The following is a 16,122-nucleotide window of genomic DNA, read 5'->3' on the forward strand; positions in this document are numbered from 1 at the left end:
AACTGAAAGTGGCCGACCACGTGCTGCTGGACCCGGCTGCCGTCATGCACAGCTCGATGGCCGACCTGGCGCACAACGTGGGTATCAGCGAGCCGACCATCGTGCGTTTCTGCCGGGCTATCGGTTGCTCGGGCTTCCAGGACCTCAAGCTGAAGCTGGCGCAAAGCCTGGCCGCCGGGGCCAGTTTCGGCCAGTTCGCCATCCATGAAGACGACTCGGTCGCCGACTACAGCCTGAAGATTTTCGACACCACCCTGCACACCCTGATGGAGGTGCGCGAGCACCTCGACCCGCAGGCGCTGCAGTTGGCGGTGAGTGCCATGGCCCAGGCACAGCGTGTGGAATTCTATGGTTTTGGCGCATCGGGTGCGGTGGCGGCCGACGCCCAGCACAAGTTCTTCCGCTTGCTGCTCAGCGCGGCAGCGTACTCCGACCCGCACATGCAGGCGATGTCGGCGGTTACCCTGAAACCGGGCGATGTAGCGGTGTGCATTTCCCAGTCGGGGCGGTCCAAGGACCTGTTGATCACTGCCAACCTGGTACGTGAGAGTGGCGCCAACCTGATCACCCTGTGCCCCAGCCAGACGCCTCTAGCCGAGCTGTCGACCGTCAACCTGGCAATCGACGTGCACGAGGACACCGAAATCTATACCCCGCTGACCTCGCGTATCGCCCACCTTGTGGTAATCGACGTGCTGGCCATGGGCGTGGCCATGGCGCGCGGGCCGAGCCTGGTCAACCACCTGAAGAGCGTGAAGCGCAGCTTGCGCAGCCTGCGTTTGTCGCCCAAGTCGATCAAGGCTACCGACGACTGATCAATGGCCCGGCAAGGCAGATTTCACTGTTTTGTCACCATTTCACAGCCAAAACGTCAACCTCCATTGCCAGTCTGAAGCCTCCGCACCCTATCTGGGAGACAGGCAATGGCTCGTGACTTCGACGGTACGTACCAACCCAACGCCAAGGCTCGCAAGCAGCAGGAAAAGGATCAGCGCCGCATGGAATACCGCCGGGCGATCGAGAGCTATTGCGACCAACGTCAACTGCTGCGCGACCTGGTGGACTACCCTGAGCTGCAAGAGCTCACTGTGTGGCAGGCGTCGGCAGCAACTTCCCCGAAAAACGCTCAACAAGCGCACTGATCAATGCACGTTCGCCGCGGATGAATGCCAGGAAAGCCAAGGCCACCGGTGACTGCCGTTTGGCCTTGGCCTGTACCACGCACCAGCTGCGGTACAGCGGCAGTTCTTCCACCGGCAGCTCCTTCAGCGCCCCGGTGGCCAGTTCCAGGTTGACCGCATGGCGGGTCAGCAGGGCGATACCAAGGCCTGCGATCACGCACTCGCGCTGGGCATCGGCCGAGGCCACTTCCAGAGTCTGGGTGAAGTGCACGCGCTTGTCCTTGAAGTACTCTTCGCAGGCTTTGCGTGTGCCCGAGCCTTGCTCGCGGACCAGCAGGGTATGAGGCTCCAGGTCCTGCAGGCGCAGCTGCTCCAGCTTGCAGAGCGGGTGCTCGGGCGGGGCCACGGCAATGATCGGGTTATTCAGAAACGGCAAAAATTCCAGACCCATGTCCTGCGGCACCATGGACATGATGATCAGGTCGTCGCGGTTGTCGGACAGGCGGCGGATGGCCTGGGCGCGGTTGACCACCGTCAAGGTCAGGTTGACCTCCGGGTGACGTTGCTTGAAGGCGGCGAACAGGTGTGGCACGAAGTACTTGGCACTGGACTCGATCGCCAGCTTCAGCTGCCCTTGCAGTGAGCCCTGCATGTCCGACAGTTGCATGTCCAGGCTCTCCAGGCGCCCGAAGATGTCGCGGCTGGCGCGCTGCAGGGCCTCGGCCGCTTCCGTCAGATAAAGCTTTTTACCGATGTACTCGAACAGCGGCTGGCCGATCAGCTCTTCAAGCTGGCGGATCTGCAGGCTGACGGCGGGTTGTGTCAGCGCCATTTCCTCCGCCGCGCGGCTGTATGAGCGCAAATCGCACACCTCGTTGAAGATCTGCAATTGACGCAATGTCATACGCATCAAGGACTTACGCATTTTTTTCAGCTCATTGGCAACACCCTGTTACCGAACTATAAGCTTTTGCTAATACAGCCCCTAACAAATATTGATTTTTGTTTATCGACCTACAGCGCTAGGGTGAATACGCGACTGGCCAGCAATGCTTGGTCACGCGCCGACCGGTAGAACCGGCTCGACTGTTCCTACGGCTTTGGGAAGACTCCAGTGATAAAAAAAATCCTGATCGCCAACCGAGGTGAAATTGCAGTTCGGATCGTGCGTGCCTGCGCCGAGATGGGCATTCGCTCGGTAGCGATCTATTCCGACGCCGACCGGCACGCCCTGCACGTCAAGCGCGCCGACGAAGCTCATAGCATTGGTGAAGAACCGCTGGCCGGTTACCTGAACCCGCGCAAGCTGGTGAACCTGGCTGTGGAAACCGGCTGTGATGCCCTGCACCCTGGCTATGGTTTCCTGTCGGAAAACGCTGAACTGGCAGAGATTTGCGCCGAGCGCGGGATCAAGTTCATCGGCCCGGCCGCCGACGTCATTCGTCGCATGGGCGACAAGACCGAAGCACGCCGCACCATGATCGCCGCCGGTGTGCCGGTTACACCAGGTACCGAAGGCAACGTTGCCGACATCCACGAAGCCCTCAGCGAAGGCGAGCGCATCGGTTATCCGGTGATGCTGAAAGCTACCTCCGGGGGTGGCGGCCGCGGTATTCGTCGTTGCAACAGCCGCGAAGAACTGGAACAGAACTTCCCGCGGGTGATATCCGAAGCCACCAAGGCCTTTGGCTCGGCCGAAGTGTTCCTGGAAAAGTGCATCGTCAACCCCAAACACATCGAGGCGCAGATCCTCGGTGACAGCTTCGGCAATGTGGTGCACCTGTTCGAGCGCGACTGCTCGATCCAGCGCCGTAACCAGAAGCTCGTCGAAATCGCTCCGAGCCCACAGCTTACCCCCGAGCAGCGCGCCTACATCGGCGACCTGGCGGTGCGTGCGGCCAAGGCGGTCAACTACGAGAACGCCGGTACCGTGGAGTTCCTGCTCGCCGATGGCGAGGTGTACTTCATGGAAATGAACACCCGGGTGCAGGTGGAGCACACCATCACCGAGGAAATCACCGGTATCGACATCGTCCGCGAGCAGATCCGCATTGCCTCGGGCCTGCCGCTGTCGGTGAAGCAGGAAGACATCCAGCACCGCGGCTATGCGCTGCAGTTCCGCATCAACGCCGAAGACCCGAAAAACAACTTCCTGCCCAGCTTCGGCAAGATCACCCGTTACTACGCCCCCGGCGGCCCGGGCGTGCGCACCGATACGGCGATCTACACCGGCTACACCATTCCGCCGTTCTACGACTCCATGTGCCTGAAGCTGGTGGTGTGGGCGCTGACCTGGGAAGAAGCCATGGACCGCGGCCTGCGGGCCCTGGACGACATGCGCGTGCAAGGGGTGAAGACCACCGCCGCGTACTACCAGGAAATCCTGCGCAATCCGGAATTCCGTAGCGGCCAGTTCAACACCAGCTTCGTTGAAAGCCACCCTGAACTGACCAACTACTCGATCAAGCGCAAACCCGAAGAGCTGGCCCTGGCCATCGCCGCCGCCATCGCCGCCCACGCAGGCCTGTGAGGAACCCCATAATGTCCAAGAAAATTCACGTAACCGACACGATCCTGCGCGACGCCCACCAGTCCCTGCTGGCTACCCGCATGCGTACCGAAGACATGCTCCCGATCTGTGAAAAGCTCGACAAGGTCGGCTACTGGTCGCTGGAAGTCTGGGGCGGCGCCACCTTCGATGCCTGCGTGCGCTTCCTCAAGGAAGACCCATGGGAGCGCCTGCGCAAACTGCGCGCGGCGCTGCCCAACACCCGCCTGCAAATGCTGCTGCGCGGCCAGAACCTGCTGGGCTACCGCCACTACAGCGACGACGTGGTCAAAGCCTTCGTTGCCAAGGCTGCGGTCAACGGCATCGATGTGTTCCGTATCTTCGACGCCATGAACGACGTGCGTAACCTGCGGGTAGCCATCGAGGCCGTCAAGGCTGCCGGCAAGCACGCCCAGGGCACCATCGCCTACACCACCAGCCCCGTGCACACAATCGACGCCTTCGTGAACCAGGCCAAGCAGATGGAAGCCATGGGTTGCGATTCGGTCGCGATCAAGGACATGGCCGGCCTGCTGACCCCATTTGCCACTGGTGAACTGGTCAAGGCGCTGAAAGCCGAGCAATCGTTGCCGGTGTTCATCCACTCCCACGACACCGCCGGCCTGGCTGCCATGTGCCAGCTGAAAGCGGTGGAAAACGGTGCCGACCACATCGACACCGCTATCTCCAGCTTCGCCTGGGGCACCAGCCACCCGGGTACCGAGTCGATGGTTGCCGCGCTCAAGGGCAGCGAGTTCGACACCGGCCTGGACCTGGAGCTGCTGCAGGAAATCGGCTTGTACTTCTATGCCGTGCGCAAGAAGTACCACCAGTTCGAAAGCGAATTCACCACTGTCGACACCCGTGTGCAGGTCAACCAGGTGCCGGGCGGGATGATTTCCAACCTGGCCAACCAGCTCAAGGAGCAGGGCGCCCTCAACCGCATGAACGAAGTGCTGGCTGAGATCCCGCGCGTTCGCGAAGACCTCGGCTTCCCGCCGCTGGTTACCCCCACTTCGCAGATCGTCGGTACCCAGGCGTTCTTCAACGTGCTGGCGGGCGAGCGCTACAAGACCATCACCAACGAGGTGAAGCTGTACCTGCAAGGCGGTTACGGCAAGGCTCCTGGCGTGGTCAGTGAACAGCTGCGTCGTCAGGCGATCGGCAGCGAAGAAGTGATCGATGTGCGCCCGGCCGACCTGCTGAAGCCGGAAATGACCAAGTTGCGCGGCGATATCGGCGCCTTGGCCCGTTGTGAAGAGGATGTGCTGACCTACGCCATGTTCCCTGACATTGGCCGCAAGTTCCTCGAAGAACGCGAAGCCGGCACCCTCACCCCGGAAGCCCTGCTGCCGATTCCGGAAGCTGGCGCGGTGGCTGCCCCGGGCGGTGAAGGCGTGCCGACCGAATTCGTCATCGACGTGCACGGCGAAACCTATCGCGTCGACATCACCGGTGTGGGCGTGAAGGCCGAAGGCAAGCGTCACTTCTACCTGTCGATCGACGGCATGCCGGAGGAAGTGGTGTTCGAGCCACTCAACGAATTCGTCGGCGGCGGCGGCAGCAAGCGCAAGCAGGCCAGCGCCCCGGGCCATGTGACCACCAACATGCCAGGCAACATCGTCGATGTCCTGGTCAAGGAAGGCGACTCGGTCAAGGCCGGCCAGGCCGTGCTGATTACCGAAGCCATGAAGATGGAGACCGAAGTGCAGGCAGCCATTGCCGGCAAGGTCGTGGCCATCCACGTGGCCAAGGGCGACCGTGTGACGCCGGGTGAGATCCTGATCGAGATCGAGGGCTGACAGAAGCCTTCATCTACAAGCGGTTTACCTCTGGGGAGCGAATGCTCCCCTTTTTTTTCGTGCTGATGCATTTTATTGCAGATTTGATACTGATGGTTGGTTTACATCTGCATTAAAATGCAAAAATTTTCCCGGATGCAGTGATGAATCACCCGGCGATTGCGCTGGGCAAGCTTGAGCGCCGAATGGCGGAGTGGGGGGTTGGCATGACGGTTTCCATCGACGCCCGCGGGCTGCTGATCGATGGCGTGCGCGAAGGTATCGCCGAGGGGAGCCTTGAGTTGGGGGCAGCCGTGCGACGGCTACGCGTGGAGGTGGCGAAAATGCAGCAGACTCAGTTCGCGCGGATGTGCAAGGTTTCAGTGCGTACGCTGATTCAGATCGAGCAGGGGGATGGTAACCCCACGCTCAAGTCATTGAACGCTGTATTCAAGCCATTCGGTTTACAGATGGGCGTGGTCAGGCGCGCCACCAAGGTCAGGTAGTATCTTCATACCGATCACAGGCCTGCTGGCCCGTGATCCGTGGTCAATATCAGCCTATCCGGCATGCCTCAAGGGTGTGTACCTGACCTTCAGGCCGCTGGTTGGCATCGCTCAACCACCGCTCGAACCCTGCCGCCACCTGCGGCCACTCATCATCGGTAATCGAATACCACGCCGTATCGCGGTTATGGTCCTTGACCACCAGGTGCTTGCGGAACACGCCCTCGAACTCGAAGCCAAACCGCTCCGCCGCCCGCTTGGAGCGGGCGTTGGCGTTGTTGCACTTCCATTCCAGCCGGCGGTTACCCAGTTCGAAACCCAGCTTGCCCAGCAGGTACACCGCCTCGGTGCCCTTGGGCGTACGTTGCATGGCGGCGCCGAAGGCGATGTGGCCGATTTCGATGCGGCCATGGTCGGGCACAATCGACATTAGGCTGAGAATGCCCTGGGCCTGGCCGGTGGCGCGGTCGCTGACGGTATAGAACAGCGGGTCGAGGCCGGCGGCATTGCCTTCCAGCCAGCGGTCGAAGGCGCCACGCTCGGTGAATGGGCCATAGGGCAGGTAGTCCCACAGCACAGGGTCGGATGCCGGCCCCTGCAGCGCCTCCCAGAGGTCGTCGCCATGGCGCACAGGGTCGAGCTTTTCCAGGCGAATGAAGCGGCCCTCGATGGGCTCGGCTCGAGGTACGGCAGCGGGTTTCCAGTGCAATGCGTCAGTCATGTTCGGCTTACAACCCTTTGCGGAATTGGATGAAGCCCGATCGCTCGGCAACCTGCTGATACAGGCTGATGGCGGTGGCGTTGGTCTCGTGGGTCAGCCAGTGCACCTTGATGCAACTGTCGGCCTTGGCAGTGGCGTAGACGTGCTCGATCAGCTGGCGGCCGATACCCAGGCCGCGCTGCGTCTCGTCCACGTACAGGTCCTGCAGGTAGCAGGAATTCTCGATGCTCCAGTTGGAACGATGGTAGATGAAGTTGACCATCCCCACCGCCTTGCCATCCACCCAGGCCAGGGTCGAATGGGTTGGTTCGTTCGGGTCGAGCAGGCGTTGCCAGGTGCTCAGGCTGACCTCATCGGCCAGCTCGGTTGCATAGAAATGCAGGTAGGCCTGCCACAAGCCGAGCCAGGCAGCATGGTCTTGGGCGGTAACGGGGCGCAGGGTAACGCTGGGCATGGGGCTATTCCTTCAGAGCTGGCGCATGTGCGCCGCGAGTTGGTTGTCCAGTGGATCGGGGCTGGCGCCGAGGCCTTCGCGTACACCGGCGATGTCTTGCCCGGCGCGGTTCTGGCTGAGCTTGCGTGCACCTTGCAGGCGGGTGATGGGCAGGCGGATGCCGACGATGGCGCGAAGCATGCCGTCAATATAATCAGCAGGGGCGTCGGTGACGCTCCACGGGGCGCTGCGGCCTTGTTCGTGGCGATCGGTCAGGCGGCTGACGATAGCCAGCAGCGGCGCGGCATCATGGATCACTTCGGCCGGGCCATAGGCGTGCACGGCCAGGTAGTTCCAGGTTGGCACCACTTTGGGGTTCTCGGCCTTGCTCGGATAGTAGCCGGGGCTGACGTAGGCATCGGCACCGGGGAACACCAGCAGGGCTTCGCCACCCTGCGCCAGGTCCTGCCACTGGCGGTTGGCCCGCGCCAGGTGGGCATAGACGGTGCCGTATTCGCCTTCGGCGGTGTCGACCAGCACCGGCAGGTGGGTGGCCAGCAGGCCCTGTTCGCCTTGGCTGACCAGAACCGCCAGGCGGGTGTCCAGCATGTGCTGGTGCAGGCGACCGAGGTCGTGTTCCTGGTGCGGCTTGCTGTTGTACATGTGTCGAGTCCCTTGTCCAATGGCTCTATCCTAGGCAGGCTATTGGTTCTGGGTAAGAGCCATTACTGCCTGTTTTGATAGGTCCAATGCCATGAGCGAGCGCCCCCTCATACTGCCTTTCGACCCTGCCGGGATTGACTTGGATCGCCGCCGCGGGCTAAGCCAGCAGTTGTACCAGGCGCTGCGTGCGCGGGTACTGGACGGGCGGCTGAGCAGCGGCACGCGGCTGCCGGCCAGCCGGGACCTGGCCGCGATGCTGGCGCTGTCACGCAACAGCGTGGTGCGTGCCTATGACCAGCTGTATGCCGAGGGGTACATTGAAAGCCGGGTAGGTGACGGCACTTACGTCAGTCGCCTGCCGAAACTATCCACACAACTATCCACAGGGTTATCCCTGGGTTTATCAACAGGGTTATCCACATTTAACCCGAAAAATACTGAGTATTTATCCAGCAATAGACGCATCAGCGAGCCGTTGCAGCGTCTGAAAAATCATCATTTACCTCCGCCAAAAAGCGCTGCCCCGCGTGCTTTTCGCGTCGGCATCCCCGCGTTCGACCTGTTCCCGTTCGATGTCTGGGCCAAGCTGCAGGCGGGTTTCTGGCGTAATCCGTCACCAGCGCAGCTGGGCTACGGTGACCCGGCAGGTGAGCCTGCGTTGCGCGAGCTGATCGCGGCTTACCTGCGCCGTTCGCGCGGGCTGAGCTGCACGGCTGAGCAAATTGTGATCACCAGTGGCGCGCAGCAGGCCATCAGCCTTTGTGCACAGCTGCTGCTGCAGCCTGGCGACGGGGTGGCTGTGGAAAACCCAGGCTACCGCGCGGCCGGACACGCCTTTGCGCTGGTCGGTGGCAAGTTGCATGGCGTGGCGGTGGACGAAGATGGGATGGACTGTCGCCAGCTCGCGCAGCTTGAAGATTGCCGGCTGGCCTATGTCACGCCGGCCCACCAGTATCCGACCGGGGTCACCATGAGTCTGGCGCGCCGTCTTCAGTTGCTGGCATGGGCCGAGCAAAGCGATGGCTGGATTATCGAAGACGACTACGATGGCGAGTACCGTTACAGCGGCGCTCCCTTGGCCCCGCTGGCGGCTCTCGACCGACATGGGCGTGTTTTATATGTTGGCACCTTCGGCAAGATCGCCTTCCCGGCGTTGCGACTGGGCTATCTGGTGTTGCCGCCGCGCCTGGTGCAGGCATTCAGCCAGGGCAAAGCGCTGGCGGTGCGGCATTCGGAGGTCAGCAGCCAGTGCGTAATGGCCGAGTTCATGGCCAGGGGGCACTTCCAGCGGCATATCCGCCGTATGCGCAAGGCGGCGTTGAGCCGGCGCAATGTGCTCAAGGCGGGTTGGCCTGAGGATATTCCGGGGTTGGGCGGCATGCCGGAAGTGGCGGCCGGGCTACATGTAAAGGTTGATGTGGATAACTTTGCGCGGGAGCAGGAGTTGGTGGCCCAGGCGGAAGCGATGGGGGTGGAGGTGACGCCGCTGAGCAATTTCTGGTTGGCGAACAGCGATGTGCCTGTGGATAAGCGCGCGGGGCTGGTGCTCGGGTTTGCCGCGGTACCGGAGGGGGAAATTGCCGAGGCCATGATGAAATTGCGCAAGGCTTGGCGGCCTCTTCGCGGGTGAACCCGCTCCCACAAGATCCTGTTGGAGCGGGTTCACCCGCGAAGAATCCAACTCAGGTCCCGGATTTGATCCGCGTCCAAGCCCGAGTCCTGGCCCGCTCTGCATCCCGCGCCAAAGGCTTGAGGGTATAAAGCTTGGCCATCGCCTCTGCCGTCGGATACAGGTTGGGGTTGTTGCGAATCGCCGGGCTCACCTTGTCGGTCGCATCCTTGTTGGGGTTCGGATACCCGACAAAGTCGCTGATCGGCGCAATCACCTCGGGCCGCAGCAGGTAATTGATGAATTCATGGGCATCTTCCGGGTTGGCCGCGTTCTTCGGAATCGCCAGCATGTCGAACCAGATCGGTGCACCTTCCTTTGGCAGGCGCATATCGACTACCACGCCATTCTTGGCTTCGCGGGCACGGTTGGCGGCCTGGGAGAAGCTGCCGCTGTAGCCCACCGCTACACAAATATCGCCATTGGCGATGTCTGCCATGTACTTGGAAGAGTGGAAGTAGGTGATATGCGGGCGAATCTTCAGCATCAACGCCTCGGCTTGCTTGTAGTCTGCCGGTTTGTCGCTGTTGGGCGGCAAGCCCAGGTACTGCAAAGCCAGTGGCAGAATCTCCGAGGGTGAGTCGAGCAGTGCCACACCGCATTGCTTGAGCTTGGCGATGTTCTCTTCCTTGAAGATCAGGTCCCAGCTGTCCACCGGGGCGTTGTCGCCGAGCGCAGCCTTGACCTTGGCCGGGTTGAAGCCGATCAGCACGGTGCCATACATGTAGGGCACCGCAAATTTGTTGCCGGGGTCGTTGGCCTCGATCAGCTTCATCAGTGCCGGGTCCAGGTGTTGCCAGTTGGGCAGCTTGCTGCGGTCCAGCGGCTGGAACACCCCGGCTTCGATCTGCTTGGCCAGGAACACGTTGGACGGCACCACCACGTCATAACCGGAGTTGCCGGTCAGCAGCTTGGCTTCCAGCGCTTCGTTGGTGTCGAAGATGTCGTACACCAGCTTGACGCCGCTGTCCTTCTTGAAGTCGGTCAAGGTCTGCGGGGTGATGTAATCGAACCAGTTATATACACGCAGGGTGCGCTGCTCGGCCTGAGCGTGCAGGGCACCGGTGAACAGGGTGGCAGCGATGAACGGGGTGAGCAGACGCTTGAGTCGGACCATTACCGGGCTCCTGGCTGGGCGCGCTGGAAACCGTCCAGCACATTGACCGCGTTGATACCGATTTCTTCCACAGCGTAGCCGCCTTCCATCACGAACAGGGTCGGCTTGCCGAGCTCGGCGATGCGCTTGCCCATTTCCAGGTAGTCCGGGCTGTCCAGCTTGAATTGCGAGATCGGGTCGTCCTTGAAGGTGTCCACGCCCAGCGAGATCACCAGCACGTCGGCGTCATAGCTGGCGATGCGTTGGCAGGCTTGCTCCAGCGCAGCGCTCCAGGCCGCCCAGTCGCTGCCAGCGGGCAAGGGGTAGTTGATGTTGAAACCTTCGCCGGCGCCTTCGCCTGTCTCGTCGGCGTAGCCCAGGAAAAACGGGAACTCGGCCTGCGGGTCGCCATGGATCGAGGCGAAAAACACGTCGTTGCGCTGGTAGAAGATGTCTTGGGTGCCGTTGCCGTGGTGATAGTCGACGTCGAGGATGGCGACCTTGTTCCGGCCCTGGTCGAGGAAGGCCTGGGCGGCGATGGCGGCGTTGTTCAGGTAGCAGTAGCCGCCCATGACTTCGCCAGCGGCGTGGTGCCCTGGCGGGCGGCACAGGGCGAAGGCCGAATGCGCGCCTTGCTCGATGGCCGCCTGGGCAGTGAGGGCTACCTGAGCAGCGCTGTAGGCGGCCCGCCAGGTACCGGCGGTGATCGGCGCGCCGGCATCGAAGCTGTAATAGCCCAGTTCACCGTGCAGGCCGGTAGGTTTTACCTGGCGCAGGGTGCGTGCTGGCCAGGTGAACGGCAACAGGTCGCCCTCGTGGCCGAGTGCGGCCCAGCGTGCCCAGGCGCCTTCGAAGAAGTCCAGATAATCTGCGCTGTGGACCCGCAACAAGGGCGAGCGGCCAAAGTCGGTGGGGCCCTGGATATCACCAAGGTTGCGCTGTTTCACCTGCTCCAGCACATGGTCGGCGCGCGAAGGCATTTCGAAGCAGGGCATCAGCTTGCCGTCGATCAGCTCGCAGCGGCCGTGGTGCAGGCGATGGTCATCGGAATAGATCGTCAGCATTGTTGTTCTCCGGTGGGTACTGGCGTGGGCCCATTGTCATGTGCCGGTCAGTTATGGAGAACGACGCAAACGGCCAAAAGGGGATCGATGTGGCCAAGCGCTGTGGCCGGATTGTTGTTGAACTGTACTGGCCCCTTCGCGGGTGAACCCGCTCCCACACGGTTTGGTGCCGCACCCAAGGCTGGTGCAATACCTGTGGGAGCGGGTTCACCCGCGAAGGGGCGGGACAGGTCAACCGCGGAAGTGGCTGGGTGCCACACCACTCCAGCGCTGGAAGGCATGCCGGAAACTGGCCGTCTCGCTGAACCCCAAAGTCTCGGCAATCCGGTAGATCGGCATCTGCTCATCGGCCAGCAACTGCTTGGCCCGCTCGAACCTCAGTTCATCCAGCAGCTGTTGATAACTGCTGCCCAATGCCTGCAAATGCCGCCGCAGCGTGCGGGAAGAACAATTCATCTGCCGCGCCAACCCTTCCAGCCCAGGTGCGGCGTCCAGTTGCTGCGCCAGCAATTGACGAATACGCCCCAGCCAGGCCTGGCGGCCGGTGAACTCAAGGTTCAGCCGCCGGCAACGTTCGCTCATGGCCTTGTGGGTAATCGGGTCGGCCAGTGGCAGCGGCATGTCCAGCCAGCGCCGCTCGAAGGCGAAGGCATTGTCCTCTGCGTCGAAACCGATCGCGCACTGGAATGCACCGTCATAAAGCGCGTGGTAGCCGGGCCGGGCGTGTTCGAAACGCGCACCCAGCAGCGGCAGCGGGCAGCCAAGCAGGTCGTCGCAGATGATTTTCAGCGACACCAGGCAGAATTCGGCGTTGAAAGCGCCAAGCGCTGCGCTGTCGTGGTAATCGCTGGCGCTGAACCAGACGCGCTGGCCATCGTCGAGCAAGCGCAGCTTGAAAACTGTTCCCAGCAGTGCCGGATACTGCAGCGCCAGGCGCAGGGCGTCACCCAAAGTGGCACTGGAGAGCAGGGCGTAACCGAGCATGCCATAGCACGACACATGCATGCGCCGACCCAGCTCCAGGCCGATGTCCTCGCGCCGGGCCACGGCGTTGGCGCACACCTGCAGCTCTTGCTGGGTGGTGATGCGCGCATCGGCGTGGCCAAGGTCTGCCGGGCCGATGCCGCTGCCGGCCAGCAGCGCCGAAGCTTCGCAACCGTCTGCCTGGAAGACGTTGAGGATCAGCGAAACTGCGTTGAGTGTGGTCAGGTGGCTGTGCAGCATGCTGGGTAATCCCGTTGGACTGGGATGCATTATGGAGCAAGTTGTGTGCCGATACCCGGGGCTGGCAAGCGGCCACAAATTCATCAGGCAAAAAAAGGCCCGAGGCATAGGCTCGGGCCTTGAAAGGTTGAGAGGTGTCTAGTCCCTTAACCTGGTGAGACTGTTTGCAGCAGCCTGGTTACGCCTTCAGCGGAACCAGACGTGGAGCGATCATGTTTTCCGGACGCAGGATGTCGTTGAGCATCGCTTCGTCCAGCAGCTGTTCCTCGCGCACCAGTTCCAGCACGCCGCGGCCGGTTTCCAGGGCGACACGGGCGATACGGGTGGCGTTTTCGTAGCCGATGTACGGGTTCAGGGCGGTGACCAGGCCGATCGAGTGCTCGACCAGTTCACGGCAGCGCTGTTCGTTGGCAGTGATGCCGACGATGCAGTGCTCGCGCAGCATGTCCATGGCGCGTTGCAGCAGGCGGATCGAGTCGAAGATCTTGTAGGCGATCAGCGGCTCCATCACGTTCAGCTGCAGCTGGCCACCCTCGGCGGCGACGGTCAGGGCCAGGTCGTTGCCCATGATGGCGAAGGCCACCTGGTTGACGGCTTCCGGAATAACCGGGTTGACCTTGCCTGGCATGATCGAGCTGCCTGGCTGACGCGCTGGCAGGTTGATCTCGTTGATGCCGGTGCGCGGGCCGCTGGACAGCAGGCGCAGGTCGTTGCAGATCTTCGACAGCTTGACCGCGGTACGCTTGAGCATGCCGGAGAACAGCACGAAAGCGCCCATGTCGGAGGTGGCTTCGATCAGGTCGGCAGCCGGTACCAGCGGCTGGCCGCTGATGAGTGCCAAGCGCTGTACGGCGAGCATCTGGTAACCCGGGTCGGCGTTGATACCGGTACCGATGGCAGTACCACCCAGGTTGATTTCGGTCAGCAGCTCAGGCGCCAGCGAACGCAGACGGTTGAGGTCTTCGGTCATGGTGGTGGCGAAGGCGCGGAATTCCTGGCCCAGGGTCATCGGCACGGCGTCCTGCAGCTGGGTACGGCCCATCTTCAGTACGTGGTCGAATTCCTTACCCTTGGCAGCGAAGGCCTGGATCAGGCTGTCGAGGCTGGCCAGCAGGGCGTCATGGCCCAGCAGCAGGCCCAGGCGGATGGCCGTCGGGTAGGCGTCGTTGGTCGACTGTGCCATGTTCACATCGTTGTTCGGGTGCAAGTACTGGTACTCACCCTTCTGGTGGCCCATGGCCTCCAGCGCGATGTTGGCGATGACTTCGTTGGCGTTCATGTTGGTGGAAGTACCGGCACCACCCTGGATCATGTCGACCACGAACTGCTCGTGATAGTCGCCTTTGATCAGTCGCCCGCAAGCAGCGCTGATGGCAGCATGCTTGGCATCGCTCAAGTGCCCCAGCTCTCGGTTGGCATCAGCAGCAGCCTGCTTGACCATCGCCAGGCCGACTACCAGTTTCGGGTAGTGCGACAGCGGAACGCCGGAGAGGTGGAAGTTGTTGGCAGCGCGCAGGGTCTGGATGCCGTAGTAGGCATCGGCAGGAACTTCAAGGGTACCCAACAGATCTTTTTCGACGCGGAACGATGCAGCGGAAGACATGATGTATATCATCTCGATTTTGACCCGGCACATGCCGGAATGGCGCTAATCCTAGGCCTTAAGGTGATTTTGCGGCCAATGCTGTTGCACGCTAACCTATGCGTAAACGGCATACTGTTTCATGTGACGCCAATTGACATTCGAGCGTGTTCCATTTTGGTGCATGCCAGGAGATGTGCTTCGTGAACCTTGAAAGCAAATGGCTGGAAGACTTCAGCGCGCTGGCTGCCACCCGCAGTTTTTCCCAGGCGGCAGAGCGGCGTTTCGTGACCCAGCCGGCCTTCAGCCGGCGCATTCGCAGCCTTGAAGCAGCCTTGGGCCTGCAACTGGTCAATCGTTCCCGCACACCGATCGAACTGACTGAGGCCGGCCAGCTGTTTCTCGTCACTGCGCGTACCGTTGTCGACCAGTTGAGCGAAATTCTCCGTCATTTGCACCATCTGGAAGGCGGGCAGGGCGAGGTAGTGCAAGTAGCAGCCGCTCACTCCCTGGCATCGGGCTTTTTCCCGCGCTGGGTCGCCCAGTTGCGCAACGATGGGTTGAACATTGCCACGCGCCTGGTTGCGACTAACGTCGGGGATGCCGTGCATGCATTGCGCGAAGGTGGCTGCGACCTGATGCTGGCTTTCTATGATCCCGACGCCGCCCTGCAGATGGACGCCGAGATCTTCCCTTCGTTACACATGGGCACCACTGAAATGTTGCCGGTGTGCACGCCGGATGCCGACGGCAAGCCCATGTTCGATCTTGAAGGCGATGCCAGCGTGCCGCTGCTGGCCTACAGCGCCGGCGCGTTCCTCGGGCGTTCGGTGAGCTTGCTGCTGCGCCAGCGCAACCTGCGCTATACCACCGTCTACGAGACGGCGATGGCCGACAGCCTCAAGAGTATGGCGCTGGAAGGAATGGGCATCGCCTGGGTGCCGCGCCTGTCGATGCGGGGCGAACTGCAGCGCGGGGAATTGGTTATCTGCGGGGGGAGCCAGTGGCACGTGCCATTGGAAATCCGCCTGTACCGCTGTGCACTCGTGCGCAAGGCGAATGTGCGCCTGTTGTGGCGCAAGCTGGAGTCGGCCGGCAACCCGGGCGAGGTATCAGTTTGAGGGGGCGAATTTTCTGAAGCAGCCGGGTTGGTGAGCAGCAGGAAAAGTTGTCCCGCGAGACAGCTTGCCCTTTGATCCGGCATGTGCTTGTGGGGGTGGGCGGCCCGCCTTTAAATACGCTACAATCCCGCGCCTTCGGCCGACCTGGTCGATTCAGAATCCGTATGACAAGCCACGCCGGCCCACCTGCGTGGCTTGTTGCTTTTAGCGCGCCCGAAGGCGCTTGCAGGAGAGGCTCGACGATGAGTGCACTGGTTGGCGTGATCATGGGCTCCAAGTCCGATTGGTCCACCCTTAGCCACACCGCCGATATGCTGGAAAAACTCGGCATTCCCTACGAAGTGAAGGTGGTTTCCGCCCACCGCACCCCGGACTTGCTGTTCCAGTATGCCGAGGAGGCCGAAGGCCGTGGTATCGAGGTGATCATCGCCGGTGCCGGTGGCGCAGCCCACTTGCCAGGCATGTGCGCCGCCAAGACTCACCTCCCGGTGCTGGGTGTGCCGGTGCAATCGTCGATGCTGTCGGGTGTCGATTCGCTGCTGTCGATCGTGCAGATGCCAGCCGGCGTGCCGGTAGCCACCCTGGCCATCGGC

Annotated in this window: 16 protein-coding genes; 8 read left to right on the forward strand and 8 right to left on the reverse strand. The window is 61.9% G+C overall.

Annotated features, from left to right (window positions below; all coding sequences use genetic code 11):
- The first annotated feature begins 2 nt into the window (after positions 1-2).
- The gene (locus tag HP546_RS13825; protein WP_256678481.1) at positions 3-815 is read left to right on the forward strand and encodes an SIS domain-containing protein; all 813 of its coding nucleotides are present in this window, start codon (positions 3-5) and stop codon (positions 813-815) included.
- Positions 816-923: 108 nt separating this feature from the next.
- Positions 924-1,142 (forward strand): PA3496 family putative envelope integrity protein, encoded by a 219-nt coding sequence (locus tag HP546_RS13830; RefSeq protein WP_172225978.1) that lies wholly within the window; start codon positions 924-926, stop codon positions 1,140-1,142.
- Here HP546_RS13830 and HP546_RS13835 read toward each other — a convergent pair.
- Positions 1,084-2,046, reverse strand: a complete 963-nt coding sequence (locus tag HP546_RS13835) for a LysR family transcriptional regulator (protein ID WP_172225981.1) — start codon at positions 2,044-2,046, stop codon at positions 1,084-1,086. The two genes, HP546_RS13830 and HP546_RS13835, sit on opposite strands and share 59 nt — an antisense overlap.
- Before the next feature lie 189 nt (positions 2,047-2,235).
- Here HP546_RS13835 and HP546_RS13840 point away from each other — a divergent pair, with 189 nt between their 5' ends.
- The 3 genes from HP546_RS13840 (at position 2,236) to HP546_RS13850 (ending at position 5,956) form a co-directional block, all read left to right on the forward strand.
- Complete coding sequence (locus HP546_RS13840) at positions 2,236-3,651, forward strand: acetyl-CoA carboxylase biotin carboxylase subunit (RefSeq protein ID WP_172225984.1); 1,416 nt, start codon at positions 2,236-2,238, stop codon at positions 3,649-3,651.
- An 11-nt stretch (positions 3,652-3,662) separates the two neighbouring features.
- Positions 3,663-5,471, forward strand: a complete 1,809-nt coding sequence (oadA, locus tag HP546_RS13845; protein ID WP_172225986.1) for a sodium-extruding oxaloacetate decarboxylase subunit alpha — start codon at positions 3,663-3,665, stop codon at positions 5,469-5,471.
- Positions 5,472-5,677: 206 nt separating this feature from the next.
- Positions 5,678-5,956 carry a helix-turn-helix transcriptional regulator gene (locus HP546_RS13850; protein ID WP_172226018.1) on the forward strand — a complete coding sequence of 93 codons (279 nt, stop codon included), beginning with the start codon at positions 5,678-5,680 and terminating at the stop codon, positions 5,954-5,956.
- A gap of 49 nt (positions 5,957-6,005) precedes the next feature.
- Here HP546_RS13850 and HP546_RS13855 read toward each other — a convergent pair whose 3' ends face one another.
- Genes HP546_RS13855 through HP546_RS13865 form a run of 3 tightly spaced genes read right to left on the reverse strand, consistent with a single transcriptional unit; the run spans position 6,006 to position 7,773 of the window.
- Entirely contained in the window at positions 6,006-6,677 is a 672-nt protein-coding gene (locus HP546_RS13855; RefSeq protein WP_172225989.1) for a GNAT family N-acetyltransferase, read from the reverse strand.
- A gap of 7 nt (positions 6,678-6,684) precedes the next feature.
- A complete protein-coding gene (locus HP546_RS13860; protein WP_172225992.1) occupies positions 6,685-7,131 on the reverse strand; it encodes a GNAT family N-acetyltransferase in 447 nt (148 codons plus the stop codon).
- A 12-nt stretch (positions 7,132-7,143) separates the two neighbouring features.
- Positions 7,144-7,773, reverse strand: a complete 630-nt coding sequence (locus HP546_RS13865; protein WP_172225995.1) for an FMN-binding negative transcriptional regulator — start codon at positions 7,771-7,773, stop codon at positions 7,144-7,146.
- A gap of 91 nt (positions 7,774-7,864) precedes the next feature.
- Between HP546_RS13865 and HP546_RS13870 the strand changes: the two genes are divergently transcribed.
- A complete protein-coding gene (locus tag HP546_RS13870) occupies positions 7,865-9,403 on the forward strand; it encodes a PLP-dependent aminotransferase family protein (RefSeq protein ID WP_172225997.1) in 1,539 nt (512 codons plus the stop codon).
- A gap of 52 nt (positions 9,404-9,455) precedes the next feature.
- Here HP546_RS13870 and HP546_RS13875 read toward each other — a convergent pair whose 3' ends face one another.
- The 4 genes from HP546_RS13875 to aspA all read right to left on the reverse strand — a co-directional run bounded on the left by HP546_RS13875 (position 9,456) and on the right by aspA (position 14,429).
- Positions 9,456-10,559, reverse strand: a complete 1,104-nt coding sequence (locus HP546_RS13875) for a polyamine ABC transporter substrate-binding protein (protein WP_172226000.1) — start codon at positions 10,557-10,559, stop codon at positions 9,456-9,458.
- Positions 10,559-11,602, reverse strand: a complete 1,044-nt coding sequence (locus tag HP546_RS13880) for a histone deacetylase family protein (protein WP_172226003.1) — start codon at positions 11,600-11,602, stop codon at positions 10,559-10,561. The genes HP546_RS13875 and HP546_RS13880 overlap by 1 nt, the downstream gene beginning before the upstream one ends.
- 231 nt (positions 11,603-11,833) lie before the next feature.
- A complete protein-coding gene (locus HP546_RS13885) occupies positions 11,834-12,826 on the reverse strand; it encodes an AraC family transcriptional regulator (RefSeq protein WP_172226006.1) in 993 nt (330 codons plus the stop codon).
- A gap of 178 nt (positions 12,827-13,004) precedes the next feature.
- Positions 13,005-14,429, reverse strand: a complete 1,425-nt coding sequence (gene aspA / locus HP546_RS13890; RefSeq protein ID WP_172226009.1) for an aspartate ammonia-lyase — start codon at positions 14,427-14,429, stop codon at positions 13,005-13,007.
- A gap of 182 nt (positions 14,430-14,611) precedes the next feature.
- Here aspA and HP546_RS13895 point away from each other — a divergent pair, with 182 nt between their 5' ends.
- A complete protein-coding gene (locus tag HP546_RS13895) occupies positions 14,612-15,529 on the forward strand; it encodes a LysR substrate-binding domain-containing protein (RefSeq protein ID WP_172226012.1) in 918 nt (305 codons plus the stop codon).
- Positions 15,530-15,771: 242 nt separating this feature from the next.
- A partial coding sequence (gene purE / locus HP546_RS13900; RefSeq protein WP_172226015.1) for a 5-(carboxyamino)imidazole ribonucleotide mutase occupies positions 15,772-16,122 on the forward strand: 351 nt, incomplete at its 3' end.

It is taken from the genome of Pseudomonas sp. CM25, assembly GCF_013179705.1.
In the GTDB taxonomy this organism is placed as follows: domain Bacteria; phylum Pseudomonadota; class Gammaproteobacteria; order Pseudomonadales; family Pseudomonadaceae; genus Aquipseudomonas.

Excerpts from the sequence above, each read along its gene's own strand:
- HP546_RS13830 (WP_172225978.1), top strand. The coding sequence starts at position 924 with ATGGCTCGTGACTTCGACGGTACGTACCAACCCAACGCCAAGGCTCGC.
- HP546_RS13835 (WP_172225981.1), bottom strand. The coding sequence starts at position 2,046 with ATGCGTAAGTCCTTGATGCGTATGACATTGCGTCAATTGCAGATCTTC.
- oadA (WP_172225986.1), top strand. The coding sequence starts at position 3,663 with ATGTCCAAGAAAATTCACGTAACCGACACGATCCTGCGCGACGCCCAC.
- HP546_RS13850 (WP_172226018.1), top strand. The coding sequence starts at position 5,678 with ATGACGGTTTCCATCGACGCCCGCGGGCTGCTGATCGATGGCGTGCGC.
- HP546_RS13855 (WP_172225989.1), bottom strand. The coding sequence starts at position 6,677 with ATGACTGACGCATTGCACTGGAAACCCGCTGCCGTACCTCGAGCCGAG.
- HP546_RS13860 (WP_172225992.1), bottom strand. The coding sequence starts at position 7,131 with ATGCCCAGCGTTACCCTGCGCCCCGTTACCGCCCAAGACCATGCTGCC.
- HP546_RS13865 (WP_172225995.1), bottom strand. The coding sequence starts at position 7,773 with ATGTACAACAGCAAGCCGCACCAGGAACACGACCTCGGTCGCCTGCAC.
- HP546_RS13870 (WP_172225997.1), top strand. The coding sequence starts at position 7,865 with ATGAGCGAGCGCCCCCTCATACTGCCTTTCGACCCTGCCGGGATTGAC.
- HP546_RS13875 (WP_172226000.1), bottom strand. The coding sequence starts at position 10,559 with ATGGTCCGACTCAAGCGTCTGCTCACCCCGTTCATCGCTGCCACCCTG.
- HP546_RS13880 (WP_172226003.1), bottom strand. The coding sequence starts at position 11,602 with ATGCTGACGATCTATTCCGATGACCATCGCCTGCACCACGGCCGCTGC.
- HP546_RS13885 (WP_172226006.1), bottom strand. The coding sequence starts at position 12,826 with ATGCTGCACAGCCACCTGACCACACTCAACGCAGTTTCGCTGATCCTC.
- aspA (WP_172226009.1), bottom strand. The coding sequence starts at position 14,429 with ATGTCTTCCGCTGCATCGTTCCGCGTCGAAAAAGATCTGTTGGGTACC.